The sequence below is a fragment of the Streptomyces tatrensis genome (assembly GCF_049310065.1).
In the GTDB taxonomy this organism is placed as follows: Bacteria; Actinomycetota; Actinomycetes; order Streptomycetales; family Streptomycetaceae; genus Streptomyces.
Genome location: NZ_JBMDLB010000007.1, coordinates 1,525,113 through 1,538,367, shown reverse-complemented (window position 1 = coordinate 1,538,367; position 13,255 = coordinate 1,525,113). Strand labels below are relative to the sequence as shown.

Annotated in this window: 14 protein-coding genes and 1 tRNA gene; 13 read left to right on the top strand and 2 right to left on the bottom strand. The window is 69.9% G+C overall.

The features are described 5' to 3' along the window. Nucleotides 1-59: 59 nt before the first annotated feature. Genes ACODT5_RS10765 through ACODT5_RS10750 form a run of 4 tightly spaced genes read left to right on the top strand, consistent with a single transcriptional unit; the run spans nt 60 to nt 4,219 of the window. Nucleotides 60-1,079 carry a sugar ABC transporter substrate-binding protein gene (locus ACODT5_RS10765; RefSeq protein WP_479685661.1) on the top strand — a complete coding sequence of 340 codons (1,020 nt, stop codon included), beginning with the start codon at nt 60-62 and terminating at the stop codon, nt 1,077-1,079. Continuing rightward, complete coding sequence (locus tag ACODT5_RS10760) at nt 1,076-2,131, top strand: ABC transporter permease (protein ID WP_422518950.1); 1,056 nt, start codon at nt 1,076-1,078, stop codon at nt 2,129-2,131. The genes ACODT5_RS10765 and ACODT5_RS10760 overlap by 4 nt, the downstream gene beginning before the upstream one ends. A gap of 2 nt (nt 2,132-2,133) precedes the next feature. Continuing rightward, nucleotides 2,134-3,039, top strand: coding sequence for an ATP-binding cassette domain-containing protein (locus ACODT5_RS10755; RefSeq protein WP_422518949.1), 906 nt, complete (start codon nt 2,134-2,136; stop codon nt 3,037-3,039). A gap of 16 nt (nt 3,040-3,055) precedes the next feature. Then, nucleotides 3,056-4,219: an ROK family glucokinase gene (locus ACODT5_RS10750; RefSeq protein WP_422518948.1), complete on the top strand. Its 1,164-nt coding sequence runs from the start codon at nt 3,056-3,058 to the stop codon at nt 4,217-4,219. Between the two features lie 12 nt (nt 4,220-4,231). Here ACODT5_RS10750 and ACODT5_RS10745 read toward each other — a convergent pair whose 3' ends face one another. Next, entirely contained in the window at nt 4,232-5,341 is a 1,110-nt protein-coding gene (locus ACODT5_RS10745) for an RNA-guided endonuclease InsQ/TnpB family protein (RefSeq protein WP_422519620.1), read from the bottom strand. An 89-nt stretch (nt 5,342-5,430) separates the two neighbouring features. On the opposite strand from ACODT5_RS10745, the gene ACODT5_RS10740 reads away from it, so the two are divergent. The 9 genes from ACODT5_RS10740 (at nt 5,431) to ACODT5_RS10700 (ending at nt 11,545) form a co-directional block, all read left to right on the top strand. After that, nucleotides 5,431-6,021 carry a hypothetical protein gene (locus tag ACODT5_RS10740; protein ID WP_422518947.1) on the top strand — a complete coding sequence of 197 codons (591 nt, stop codon included), beginning with the start codon at nt 5,431-5,433 and terminating at the stop codon, nt 6,019-6,021. Nucleotides 6,022-6,078: 57 nt separating this feature from the next. Continuing rightward, nucleotides 6,079-6,153 (top strand) — tRNA-Trp (locus tag ACODT5_RS10735). A 35-nt stretch (nt 6,154-6,188) separates the two neighbouring features. Beyond that, on the top strand, nt 6,189-6,821 hold the full coding sequence (locus tag ACODT5_RS10730; RefSeq protein ID WP_422518946.1) for an MBL fold metallo-hydrolase: 633 nt from the start codon (nt 6,189-6,191) through the stop codon (nt 6,819-6,821). A 30-nt stretch (nt 6,822-6,851) separates the two neighbouring features. After that, nucleotides 6,852-7,631 carry an exodeoxyribonuclease III gene (locus tag ACODT5_RS10725; RefSeq protein ID WP_422518945.1) on the top strand — a complete coding sequence of 260 codons (780 nt, stop codon included), beginning with the start codon at nt 6,852-6,854 and terminating at the stop codon, nt 7,629-7,631. Between the two features lie 70 nt (nt 7,632-7,701). After that, nucleotides 7,702-8,142: a DUF6278 family protein gene (locus ACODT5_RS10720; RefSeq protein ID WP_422518944.1), complete on the top strand. Its 441-nt coding sequence runs from the start codon at nt 7,702-7,704 to the stop codon at nt 8,140-8,142. A gap of 145 nt (nt 8,143-8,287) precedes the next feature. Further along, nucleotides 8,288-9,031 carry an amino acid ABC transporter ATP-binding protein gene (locus ACODT5_RS10715; protein WP_422518943.1) on the top strand — a complete coding sequence of 248 codons (744 nt, stop codon included), beginning with the start codon at nt 8,288-8,290 and terminating at the stop codon, nt 9,029-9,031. Between the two features lie 11 nt (nt 9,032-9,042). Continuing rightward, nucleotides 9,043-9,999 (top strand): glutamate ABC transporter substrate-binding protein, encoded by a 957-nt coding sequence (locus tag ACODT5_RS10710; protein WP_422518942.1) that lies wholly within the window; start codon nt 9,043-9,045, stop codon nt 9,997-9,999. A 17-nt stretch (nt 10,000-10,016) separates the two neighbouring features. Beyond that, nucleotides 10,017-10,661 carry an amino acid ABC transporter permease gene (locus ACODT5_RS10705; RefSeq protein ID WP_422518941.1) on the top strand — a complete coding sequence of 215 codons (645 nt, stop codon included), beginning with the start codon at nt 10,017-10,019 and terminating at the stop codon, nt 10,659-10,661. After that, entirely contained in the window at nt 10,658-11,545 is an 888-nt protein-coding gene (locus tag ACODT5_RS10700) for an amino acid ABC transporter permease (RefSeq protein WP_422518940.1), read from the top strand. Before ACODT5_RS10705 ends, ACODT5_RS10700 begins: the two co-directional genes overlap by 4 nt. Nucleotides 11,546-11,595: 50 nt before the next feature. Here ACODT5_RS10700 and ACODT5_RS10695 read toward each other — a convergent pair whose 3' ends face one another. Continuing rightward, nucleotides 11,596-13,194, bottom strand: a complete 1,599-nt coding sequence (locus ACODT5_RS10695) for a CocE/NonD family hydrolase (RefSeq protein WP_422518939.1) — start codon at nt 13,192-13,194, stop codon at nt 11,596-11,598. Nucleotides 13,195-13,255 lie beyond the last annotated feature (61 nt).

Genomic DNA, 13,255 nt, shown 5'->3' with positions numbered 1-13,255 from the left:
AAAGAAACGACCGTTCGGGCGAGCGGGTAGGGCGCGACAAACGAAAGGCACGGGCAGACGTGGCCAGGATTCGGACAGGGGTACGCCTCGTGGGCGCGGTGCTCGCGGCGGTACTGGGTGCCTCCCTCGTGGGCTGCAGCAGTACGGGGGGCAAGCGCGCCGAGGACCGCGCGAAGGCCGATGCGGCGGGCCGCCCCGCCGTTTCCACCCCGCGCTGGACCTTCGCGATGGTCACCCACGCGGGAGACGGCGACACCTTCTGGGACATCGTGCAGAAGGGCGCCAAGGAGGCCGCGGCGAAGGACAACATCAACTTCGTCTACGCCCACGACGACCAGGCGCAGCAGCAGGCCCAGTTCGTCCAGAACGCCATCGACCAGAAGGTCGACGGGCTGATCGTCTCCCTGGCCAAGCCCGAGGCCCTCAAGGACGTCCTCGCCAAGGCCGTCAAGGCCGGCATCCCGGTGATCACGGTCAACTCCGGATCCGCCCAGTCCGCCGAGTACGGGGCGCTCACCCACATCGGCCAGGACGAGGTGATCGCCGGCGAGGCGGTCGGCACCGAGCTGGGCAAGCGCGGCCGCAAGAAGGCCGTCTGCGTCCTGCACGAGCAGGGCAACGTGGGCCACGAGCAGCGCTGCGCCGGAGCGAAGAAGACCTTCGGCGAGTCCGGCGGGACCATGGAGAACCTGTACGTCGAGGGCACCAACATGCCGTCCGTCCAGGCCGCCCTCCAGGCCAAGCTCCAGGCCGACCCCTCCGTCGACGCGATCGTCACCCTCGGCGCGCCCTTCGCCCCCACGGCCGCCAAGGCCAAGGACGCGGCGGGCAGCAAGGCCGAGGTCGACACCTTCGACCTGAACGCCTCCGTCGCCCGCGACCTGAAGTCCGGCGCCCTCGGATTCGCCGTCGACCAGCAGCCCTACCTCCAGGGTTACGAGGCCGTCGACCTGCTCTGGCTCTACCGCTACAACGCCGACGTGCTCGGCGGCGGCCGGCCCGTGCTCACCGGGCCGCAGATCGTCACGGGGGCCGAGGCGGCCACCCTGGAGAAGTTCATCAACCGGGGCAGCCGATGACCACCGCCACCAAGGCCCCCGCTCCCGCCCCCGCCCCGCGCGACGAGCGCCTCGCCCCCACCTCGCTGCTGCGCCGCCTGCTCGGCCGCCCCGAGCTCGGCGCGGTGGTCGGCGCGATCGCCGTCTTCGTCTTCTTCTCCTTCGCCGCCGACAGCTTCCTGCGGGCCTCCAGCCTGAGCACGATCCTGTACTCGGCCTCCACCATCGGCATCATGGCCGTCCCAGTGGCCCTGCTCATGATCGGCGGTGAGTTCGACCTGTCCGCCGGGGTCATGGTCACCTCCTCGGCGCTGCTCAGCTCGATGTTCAGCTACCAGATGACCGCCAACGTCTGGGTGGGCGTCCTCGTATCGCTGCTGGTCACCCTGGGGATCGGGTTCTTCAACGGGTTCATGCTGACCCGCACGAAGCTGCCCAGCTTCATCATCACGCTCGGCACCTTCCTGATGCTGACCGGCCTGAACCTCGGCTTCACCAAGCTGATCAGCGGCTCGGTCTCCACCAAGACCATCGCCGACATGGAGGGCTTCTCCTCCGCCCGCGCGCTCTTCGCCTCGCAGTGGACCTTCGGCTCGGTCACCCTCAAGGTCACCATCCTGTGGTGGCTGGTCCTGGTCGCCGTGGCCACCTGGATCCTGCTGCGCACCCGCGCCGGGAACTGGATCTTCGCCGTCGGCGGTGGCGCGGACGCGGCCCGCGCGACCGGCGTGCCGGTCGTGAAGACCCGTATCGGCCTGTACATGGGCGTCGCGCTGTGCGCCTGGATCTCCGGGCAGCACATCCTCTTCTCGTTCGACGTGGTCCAGTCGGGCGAGGGCGTCGGCAACGAGTTCCTGTACATCATCGCGGCCGTCATCGGCGGCTGTCTGATGACCGGCGGCTACGGCTCGGCCATCGGCTCCGCCGTGGGCGCCTTCATCTTCGGCATGACCAGCAACGGCATCGTGTACGCCCAGTGGAACCCGGACTGGTTCAAGTTCTTCCTCGGCGCGATGCTGCTGGTGGCCACGCTGCTCAACGCATGGGTCCGCAAGCGGGCGGAGGCGAAGTGACGATGACCGAGACCGAGAACGGGCCCGAAGGACCCCAGGCGGGCGCACCCGCCCTGGTGAAGCTGACCGGCGTCAGCAAGTACTACGGCAACATCCGCGCCCTCCAGGACGTCTCCCTGGAGGTCTCGGCCGGCGAGATCACCTGTGTCCTCGGCGACAACGGCGCCGGCAAGTCCACCCTCATCAAGATCATTGCGGGGCTGCACCGGCACGACGCCGGCACCTTCGAGATCGAGGGCGAGGAGACCGTGCTCGCCAACCCGCGCGCCGCCCTCGACCACGGCATCGCCACCGTCTACCAGGACCTCGCCGTGGTCCCGCTCATGCCCGTCTGGCGCAACTTCTTCCTCGGCTCCGAGCCCACGAAGGGCCGCGGCCCCTTCCGCCGCCTCGACGTGGACCTCATGCGCGCCACCACCCGCGCCGAGCTGCTGCGCATGGGCATCGACCTGCGGGACGTGGACCAGCCCATCGGCACCCTGTCCGGCGGCGAGCGGCAGTGCGTGGCCATCGCCCGCGCCGTCCACTTCGGCGCGAAGGTCCTCGTACTCGACGAGCCCACGGCCGCCCTCGGAGTCAAGCAGTCCGGGGTGGTCCTCAAGTACGTGGCCGCGGCCCGTGACGCGGGCCTCGGCGTGGTCCTGATCACACACAACCCCCACCACGCCCACCTGGTCGGAGACCGGTTCGTGCTGCTCAAACGCGGCACCATGGCGGGCAGCCACACCCGCGACTCGATCACCCTGGACGAGCTCACCCGGCAGATGGCGGGCGGCTCGGAGCTCGACGAACTGAGCCACGAACTGGAGCGAGTGGCAGAATCAGGTCCTGACAGCGCATCCGCCTCCCCACCGGCCACTCCATCCGATCCGGCATCCGGCCCCACCCCGGGCCCCGCCGCACCATGAGGGACGACACGACTCGATGAGCACGTACCGGGACTTCACGCTCGCCCACCGGGGGGCGGCGCGAGGCACCGTCCTGCGGACCATCGGGACCCGTGAGCGCCGCTCGCACCTGACCGCACCGCGCGTTCCGACCGTCGGCATCGACATCGGCGGCACCAAGGTGATGGCCGGGGTCGTCGACGCCGACGGGGTCATCCTGGAGAAGATCCGGACCGAGACCCCGGACAAGTCCAAGAGCCCCAAGGTGGTCGAGGACACCATCGTCGAGCTGGTCCTCGACCTCTCCGACCGGCACGACGTGCACGCCGTGGGCATCGGCGCCGCCGGCTGGGTCGACGCCGACCGCTCCCGCGTGCTCTTCGCCCCGCACCTGGCCTGGCGCGACGAACCGCTGCGCGACGCGCTCCAGTCCCGGCTCGCGGTCCCGGTCATGGTGGACAACGATGCCAACACCGCCGCCTGGGCCGAGTGGCGCTTCGGCGCCGGCCGCGGCGAGGACCACCTCGTCATGATCACCCTGGGCACCGGGATCGGCGGGGCCATCCTCGAAGGCGGCCAGGTCAAGCGCGGCCGCTACGGGGTCGCCGGCGAGTTCGGCCACATGCAGGTGGTCCCCGGGGGCCACCGCTGCCCCTGCGGCAACCGCGGCTGCTGGGAGCAGTACAGCTCCGGCAACGCCCTGGTCCGCGAGGCCCGCGAGCTGGCCGCCGCCGACTCCCCGGTCGCGCACAACCTCATCGCCCGGGTCGGCGGCAACGTCTCGGAGATCACCGGGCCGCTCATCACCGAGCTGGCCCGCGAGGGCGACGCCATGTGCGTCGAACTGCTCCAGGACATCGGCCAGTGGCTCGGCGTCGGCATCGCCAACCTCGCGGCCGCCCTCGACCCCTCCTGCTTCGTCATCGGGGGCGGCGTCAGCGCCGCCGACGACCTGCTGATCGGCCCCGCCCGCGACGCCTTCCGCCGCCACCTCACCGGCCGCGGCTACCGCCCCGAGGCCCGCATCGCCAAGGCCCAGCTCGGCCCCGAAGCGGGCATGGTCGGCGCCGCCGACCTCTCCCGGCTCGTCGCCCGCCGCTTCCGCCGCGCCACGCGCCGGCGCGTCGAGCGGTACGAGCGCTACGCGCAGTTCGGCCGGCGCGACACCACCACCGGCCCCGAGGACCAGGAACAGCATTGAATCCTCCCCGCCCTAGAGGACGGGGATTCCTGGCTCACGTTGGCTGTGGACCTGCGGTCCGTCAGCTCTTACACGATCGGCACCAGCCGGGTTGAGACCAGCCCGGACGAGCATCACGTGGGCGGAGTTCTTGTCCCTGGGGGACACGGCTCCGCACGCGGTGCAGGTGTAGGTACGTTCTGAGAGAGGTAGTGCGTGCTTGGTTCTCGCTCCGCACTGCGCGCAGTCCATGGTGGTGTGCGCGGGGTGCACGAGGTGCACGATGCGCCCGTGTTTGCGGGCCATGGTGATCAGCTCGCGCTTGGTCGCGGAGATCGCAGCGTCGGCTGCCTTTCGCGCCAAGGTCGACGCGGCGAGGAACTTCGGCCGGAAGTCCTCCACCGCGAGGGCGTCATGGTCACGAACCACAGACTTCGCCCACTTGCGGGCGGTGTCCTGGCGTTGCCGGACAACCTTCTTGTGGAGCTTCGCCGCCAGCTTCATCGCCGCTCGGTAGCCCCTCGAACCGGGCCTGCCCTTCACCGGCTTCCGTCGCGCCATCATCCGCTGATAGTGGGCGAGCCCGGCCGCAGCCTTCCTGCCGTGCTCGGCGTGCGGGAGGTCGTGGCCGTCGCTGGTGGTGGTCGCGGTCTCCTTCACGCCCCAGTCGATCCCGATCACCGCGCCCGTCTCCGGAAGATGCTGGGTTTCGGTGGGGGCGACGAAGGACGCGTACCAGTGGCCGAGGCTGTCACGGTAGACCCGCACCGACGACGGGACCGCGGAAAGGTCGCGGGACCAGACCACGGTCAGGATGATGCCGCCCGCGAGATGCAGTCGGCCGTCCTTGATACGGAATCCCCGCCGCGTGTAGTTCAGGCTCGGGTCGGCCCTGGCCTTCTTCTTGAACCTGGGCATTCCCGCCCGCTGCCGCATCGGCAGCCGGGCCTTGACGTCCTTCAAGGCTTTGGCGCGGGACTTCCCGAAGTCGCGTACCGACTGCTGCTGCGGGACGCTGCTGCCCTCACCCCACCAGGTGTTGTGGTTGCGTGCTTCGGTCAGCATCTTGTCCAGCCGGGCCGGACCGCACTTTTCCTTCTCGGCCTGGGCCCTTTTCGACCGAGAAACTGCAGGTCGCGACAGATGCGAAGAGAACGCCGGCACTCCGTGCCTACGATGGAGGGACACATTCCTCCCCGGGCCGAAGCCCCGAGCATCCTGGAAGAGATCCGGTGACCCCGCCCTCCCTGCCCCGCCAGGCCCCGTCCCCCGACGAGCGGCCCGGCGCGCCGATGCCCGTCGAGGACCGCAAGCACGTGGTGCGGCGCCGCTGGATCACCGCGATCATCATCCTGCTCCTGGTCGGCGTCCCGGCGGGCTACCTCGCGGTCTCCGCCCAGCAGAGCCGCCAGAGCGGCCGCGACAAGGCCGCCAAGGTCGGCGCCGACACGGTGCGCCCCGGCTGGCCGTCCAAGGTGCAGCGCAGCATCTACGAGGTGCCGATCCCGCCGAAGGCCTGGCGCGTCGGATTCCTGGAGACCAACAACTGGCGCACCAGCCGGCTGTACGCGCAGTTCGCCGTCGTCCCGGAGGACCTGGACGCCTTCCTGTCCTCCGTCGGCACCAGCCGCGAGAAGCTGACCCCCGGGTCGGCGATCTCCGAGCACGACACCTCGGTCGCCGGCTGGACCTGGACGCCCGACATCCAGTGGCTCGGGACCACCCTCGAAGCTGAGGGCTCGCGGCCCACCCGGGACATCACCGTCGACCTCACGGACCCCGACGTCGCCAAGGTGTACGTGGTCTCCACGACCGTGCCGTAGGCCGTCCGGGCGCCGCCGCGCGCCACCCGCCTCGCGGGTAGGGTGCTGTCCGGGGGCGGAGCCGTAGCGCAGAGGTCGTCGCGCGCGGTCTCCAAAATCGCGAGGACGCCGGTTCGAATCCGGCCGGCTCCGCCTTCCCGGGCCCGCCGCGCCGCTAGCCTTCGATCATGAAGCTCACCAAGCGGCTGCACTCCTGCGTCCAGCTGGAGAAGGACGGGCGCGTGCTCGTCATCGACCCGGGCGCCTTCAGCGAAGCGGACGCCGGACTCGGCGCCGACGCCCTGCTCGTCACCCACGAGCACCCCGACCACTTCGAGGAGGGCCGGCTGCGCGCCGCCCTCGACGCGAACCCGGCGGCCGGGCTGTGGACCCTGCGCAGCGTCGCGGAGAAGCTCGCCCCCGCCTACCCGGGCCGCGTCCACACCGTGGGCCACGGGGACACCTTCACCGCGGCCGGCTTCGACGTGCAGGTGCACGGCGAGCTGCACGCCGTGATCCATCCGGACATTCCGCGGGTCACCAACGTCGGCTACCTGGTCGACGGCTCGCTCTTCCACCCCGGCGACGCGCTGACCGTGCCGGACGCCCCCGTGGACACGCTGATGCTCCCGGTGCACGCCCCCTGGAACAAGATCGCCGAGGTCGTCGACTACGTCCGGGCGGTCAAGCCGCGCGTGGCCATCGACATCCACGACGCCTACCTCGCGGACCTCGCCCGCCCGATCTACGACTCCGCCCTGAACGCCCTCGGCGGCTCCCCGCACACCCGACTCACCGCCGGGGACAGCGCCGAACTGTGACTGTCGGTGCCGGGCGGTAGGTTGGACGGCATGCGTATCGCCACGTTCAACGTCAACTCGATCACCGCCCGGCTGCCGCGCCTGCTGGCCTGGCTGGAGAGCTCCGGCACCGATGTCGTGTGCATCCAGGAGACCAAGTGCTCCGCGGAGCAGTTCCCGTACGAGGAGCTGCGCGCACTGGGCTACGAGTCGGCGGTCAACGCCACCGGCCGGTGGAACGGCGTGGCCCTGCTCTCCAAGGTGGGCCTGGAGGACGTGGTCGTGGGGCTGCCCGGCGGGCCCGACTACGAGGGGGTCCAGGAGCCCCGCGCGATCTCCGCCACCTGCAACGGGGTGCGCGTCTGGTCGGTGTACGTGCCCAACGGGCGCGAGGTCGAGCACGACCACTACGGCTACAAGCTGGACTGGTTCCGCGCCCTGTCCGCAGCCGTCGCCGAAGACGCGGCGGGGGAGCGCCCGTTCGCGGTGCTCGGCGACTTCAATGTGGCCCCGACCGACGAGGACGTCTACGACCCGGCGGTCTTCGAGGGACTCACCCACGTCACCCCCGCCGAGCGGGCCGCCCTGGAGCAGCTGCGCGCGGCCGGGCTCTCCGACGTCTTCCCGCGCGCGCTCAAGTACGACCGGCCGTACACCTTCTGGGACTACCGGATGCTGGCCTTCCCGAAGAACAGGGGCATGCGCATCGACCTGGTCTACGGGAACGAGGCCTTCGCCAAGGCCGTCACCGACTCCTACGTGGACCGCGAGGAGCGCAAGGGCAAGGGCGCCTCCGACCACGCGCCGGTCGTCGTCGACCTGGCGGTCTAGCTCACTCCTATCTGTCACAGTCCGCGCGCGCCCAGTCGCCCGGCCGGGATCCGGGTGTCAGGCTGGCTCTATGAACATCCCTTTCCTGGCCAACTGGATCAATCGACACGAAGCGGAACCGGGTGCGGGACTCGCCGCGGCCCTCGCGGACGATCCCGAGGGCATCAACGAGATGTTCGCGGAATGCGAGATGCTGCGCGCCCACGCGCGCTCGGCCGGGTTCGAACTCGACGAGAGCCCGCGCTCGTTGGAGAAGATCGACCAGCTGATGCCGCGCTGGCGCCGTGATCCGGAGATCACGCCGTGGCTGGGCAACGACGCGGGCTTCTACCTCGGGACCGTGATCGTCCGCTCCGTTCCCGGCGCCGCCTGGCAGGTGTGGCCCAACGGCCAGCCGATGATCCGGCTGGCCTCGGGCCGCGAACTGAACGTGGTCGAGTCGGGGGTGTCCTGGGCGATGACGGGATCCCCCGAGCTCAGCCAGGCCTACGCCGAAGCCTCGGAAGGCTGAGACGGCGCCGGAAGGCCGAGACGGCCACGTAAGGCTGACCTCGCGGGCCTTTATGCGGCTTTTAGGCGTGTCGCGGTGAAGTGCCCTTCCCCGGCTGGATAGTTTGCGCTGACCTCGACACACCGACAAGTGGGCAGGGCAGCGTATGGCCGTCGATCCGTTGATCGAGCTGCGGGACGTCAACAAGCACTTCGGACAACTGCACGTCCTCCAGGACATCAACCTCACCGTCGGCCGCGGGGAGGTGGTGGTGGTCATCGGCCCCTCCGGCTCCGGCAAATCGACCCTGTGCCGGGCGATCAACCGGCTGGAGACCATCGAGTCGGGCACGATCACGCTCGACGGCAAGCCGCTGCCGGCCGAGGGCAAGGAGCTCGCCGCGCTCCGCGCGGACGTGGGGATGGTCTTCCAGTCCTTCAACCTCTTCGCGCACAAGACGGTCCTCGCCAACGTCTCCCTCGCCCAGATCAAGGTCAGGAAGCGCAAGAAGGAGGAGGCGGACAAGCGCTCCCGCGAGCTGCTGGAGCGGGTGGGCCTCGCGGACCAGGCCGAGAAGTTCCCCGCCCAGCTCTCCGGCGGCCAGCAGCAGCGCGTGGCCATCGCCCGGGCGCTGGCCATGAACCCCAAGGCCCTCCTCTTCGACGAGCCCACCTCCGCGCTCGACCCGGAGATGATCAACGAGGTGCTGGAGGTCATGCAGCAGCTCGCCGCGGAGGGCATGACCATGGTCGTGGTCACCCACGAGATGGGCTTCGCCCGCTCCGCCGCCAACCGCGTCGTGTTCATGGCCGACGGGAGGATCGTCGAGGACCGGACCCCGGAGGCCTTCTTCACCGCCCCCGAGAGCGACCGGGCCAAGGACTTCCTCTCCAAGATCCTCAAGCACTGAGGGGCGGCCCGATGAGACAGCTTCCGACGAACGCCCCGCGCATCCGCGCGAACGCCCCGCGCGCCCGGGTCCTGCCCGCCCTCGCCGCCGCCCTCCTCCTGCTGGGCGCCCTCGCCGGCTGCGGGAAGTCCGGCAGCCCGCCGGTCAAGGGCCCGCAGCCCGAGGACCTGCCCGTCTACCAGGTCGCCACCGGCTTCCAGCTGCCGGACTCGCCGACCTGGACGAAGGCCAAGAAGCGCGGCCACCTCGTGGTCGGCGCCAAGGAGGACCAGCCGTACATGGGGGAGAAGGACCCCGCGAGCGGCCGCTACTCCGGCTTCGACATCGAGATCGCCAAGATGATGTCCGCCTCGCTCGGCTTCGACCCCAAGACGATCGAGTTCAAGACCATCGCCTCCGCCAACCGCGAGACGGCCCTGCAGAACGGCCAGATCGACTACTACGTGGGCACCTACACGATCAACGACAACCGCAAGAAGCAGGTCGGCTTCGCCGGCCCCTACTTCCTCGCCGGCCAGTCCCTGCTCGTGCGCAAGGGGGAGACGGACATCAAGGGCCCCGAGGACCTCGACGGCAAGAAGGTCTGCTCGGCCGCCGGCTCCACCCCGTACCAGCGGCTCCAGAAGGAGTTCCCGCGGGCCGTCCTCGTCGCCTACGACACGTACTCGGTCTGCGTGGACAACCTGCTGACCTACCAGGTCGACGCCGTCTCCACCGACGACTCCATCCTCCTCGGCTACGCGGCCAAGGTCCCCGAGGAGCTCAAGGTGGTCGGCAAGCCCTTCTCCGAGGAGCCCTACGGCATCGGCGTGCCGCGCTCCGACAATGCGCTGCGCTTCGCCCTGGACGACGCCCTCGCCGCGAACGAGAAGAACGGCAACTGGAAGAAGGCCTACGAGGCCACGCTCGGCCTCTCCGGCCAGCCCGCGCCCACGCCGCCCGCCATCGACCGCTACCCGGCGAGCTGAGGGGAGAGCGCACCGCCATGGACGTACTCACCGAAAACTTCTCGCTCTACGGGAAGGGCTTCCTCGGCACCGTGGAACTCACGGTCTACGCCTCCCTCCTGGCCCTGGTCCTCGGCTTCCTGATGGCCTCCTTCCGCGTCGCCCCCGTCGGCTCCTTCCGGGTCTTCGGCACCGTCTGGGTGACCATCCTGCGCAACACCCCGCTCACCCTGCTCTTCTTCGCCGTCCTGCTCGGCCTGCCGCGCTTCGGCCTGGTCCTGCCCTTCGAGCTCTTCGCGGTGCTGGCCCTGGGCTGCTACACCTCGGCCTTCATCTGCGAGGCCCTGCGCTCCGGCATCAACACCGTGCCCAAGGGCCAGGGCGAGGCGGCCCGCAGCCTCGGCATGTCCTTCGGGCAGACCCTGGGCGCGGTCGTACTGCCGCAGGCCTTCCGGTCCGTCATCCCGCCCATCGGCTCCACGCTCATCGCGCTCGCCAAGAACTCGGCGATCGCCGGGGCCTTCAGCGTCACCGAGCTGCTGGGCACGTACAAGACCCTCAACGAGCTGGGCTACAGCATCATCTGGACCTTCGTCTGGATCGCGGTGGGCTACCTGATCATCACCCTGTCCATCAGCGCGCTGTTCAACGTGCTCGAGAAGCGCTTCGGAGTCGCCCGATGACCGCGCACGCGCTCCACGGTGACCTGGAGTCCACCGCCCTCTACGACCTGCCGGGCCCGCGCGCCCAGGGCCGCCACTTCTTCTACGGGATCGCCTCGACCGCCGTCATCCTCGGGCTGCTCGGCTGGCTGCTCTACCTGCTCTTCGACACGGACCAGTTCACCGCCGCCAAGTGGAGCCCCTTCACCTACAAGGGCATCCAGGAGTTGCTGCTCAAGGGCCTGTGGAACACCCTCAAGACCTTCGCCTACGCCTCGGTGCTCTCGCTCGCGCTCGGCGCGGTGCTCGCGACGGGCCGGCTCTCGGTCCACCGGCCGGTGCGCTGGCTGTGCACGCTGTGCGTGGAGTTCTTCCGGGCCATGCCGGTGCTGGTGATGATCTTCTTCATCTTCGTCGCGCTCAAGGTCCAGCCGCTGCCCGCGCTGGTCGCCGGACTGACCCTGTACAACGGCTCGGTGCTGGCCGAGGTCTTCCGCACCGGCATCAACTCGGTGGAGAAGGGCCAGCGCGAAGCCGCGTACGCCCTGGGCATGCGCAAGACCCAGGTGATGACCTACGTCCTGGCCCCGCAGGGGGTCCGGGCGATGCTGCCCACGATCATCAGCCAGCTCGTGGTCGCGCTCAAGGACACCTCGCTCGGCTACCTGATCACCTACGAGGAGTTCCTGCACGCGGGCAAGCTGATCGCCTCCAACCTCGACTACGACCTGCCCTTCATCCCCGTCGTGATGATCATCTCGCCGATCTACATCGGGATGTGCATGCTCCTGTCCTGGTTCGCCACCTGGGTGGCCCGGCGCGAGCGGCGCAACCCCAAGACCAAGGCCGTCGACATCGACATCGACGTGGCCGATCCCTCAACGGCGCTGCCGGGCCGGATCTGACCCGGAGGGCGTACCCCCAGAGCCACACCCGGCACGGCAGCAGCCGCGGATCACTGCTCGCGCAGCGGCACCGAGACGTACGAGGGATCGGTGCGGGGCGAGGAGAAGGTCAGCTGCCCGCCGGTCGGGTTGTGCTCGATGTACAGCGGGTCGACGGTGTCGACGACGACCGCGAGGCGGTGCCCGGCCGGCACGTCGTAGGCGGTGGAGAAGAGCTCCAGGTCCACGCCGAAGGACTGCCCGGCCGGCTTTCCGTGGAAGGTGTACGGGGCGTTGCTGATCAGCTTCCCGATGCCGAGCGGGCCCACGTCGTAGAGGTACGCGACGAAGGTGCCGTCGGACTTCGAGGGCGTCACGGTGGTGTGCAGCCTGACCGTGCCGCGGACGCGGCGCTCCTCCTCGTAGCGCGGCGACTGCCAGACGGCGGCGAAGGCGCGGGGGAGCAGCGGGATGGAGGCGGTGGGGGGCGCCTGGGCGATCTGGTCGAGCAGGCTGGAGAGCATGACGATCCCGCCGTTGGCGCCGGAGTCGACGCCGGTGAAGAGGTGCTCGCTGTCGGAGAGCATCAGCTTCTCGGCGCCGCCGGAGCCGACCGACTTCCAGTCGGCGTAGCCCTCGTACCCGCCGTCGCTGCGGGGCTTGATCTGGACGGGGGGCTCGGCGTCGACTCCGTTGGCCGCGCCCTTGAGGTAGCGGTCGAACCAGCGGTGGGCGTTGGTCCAGGTGTCGTTGGGCAGTCCGAGGAGCCCGGTCAGCTCGGCGGTGGCGTGGTCGCCGGGGCGGAACTCCAGGCGCTTGGGACCGGTCAGCTTCTCGAAGAACTTCGCGTACTGGTTGGGCGGGAAGATGGTGTCGCCCCAGGCGTTGCCGAGCATGATCGCGGCGCCGTTGGCGTTGATCGCGTCCACCTTCTCGGCGGCGGAGCGCTTCTTGCCCCACTCGATCATCTGCGGCTCCCGGTCCAGCTTCGAGCCGAGGAAGTCGCCGAGGATCTGCTGGAGTTCGGGGCCGGGGCGCCCGGTGAGGAAGCCGGCGCCACCGAGCAGAGCTGCCGCCTGGAGGTGCTGGGTGCGGCCGGAGTAGATGGACTCGATGAGATCGGCCCAGCCGCTGAGCGCGACCACGGCCTTGATGCGCGGATCGCTCGCGGAGGCCAGCAGGCTGATGCCCGCGCCGTACGAGACCCCGCCCGTGCCGATGTGTGCGGCGTCGGCCTGGGTGTGGGCGAGCGCCCAGTCGATGACGGCGGAGACGTCGGCGACGTCCGCCGGCCCGGCGGTCTCGATCTCGCCGCCGGAGAGCCAGAAGCCGCGGGAGGTGTAACTGACCACCACGTAACCGGAGTCGGCGAGTTTCTTGGCCTGGGCGATGTATTCGATCTGCGGCATGCCCCAGCTGGTCGGCAGCACGATCAGCGGGTACTTCGCGCCGGCCACGGCGCCCGCCGGGGTGAAGACGTTGCCCTTGAGGGTGATGCCGCCGGAGCCGGGGATGTCGTGGAAGGTGATCGCCGACGAGGCTTCCGAGACGGCGGTGGTCGTACGGGCGGGAGCCGCCTGGGCCTGATGGGGGGCCAGGCCCAGGGCGGCTGCTGCCAGTACGGCTGCCATGGCAGTCGCGGTGCTGGTGATGCGGACGGTACGGACCATCGATCGCTCCTCGCGTGTGCCGGGGGTGTCAAAGTGACCCGACGGTAACGGGAGGGGCTTA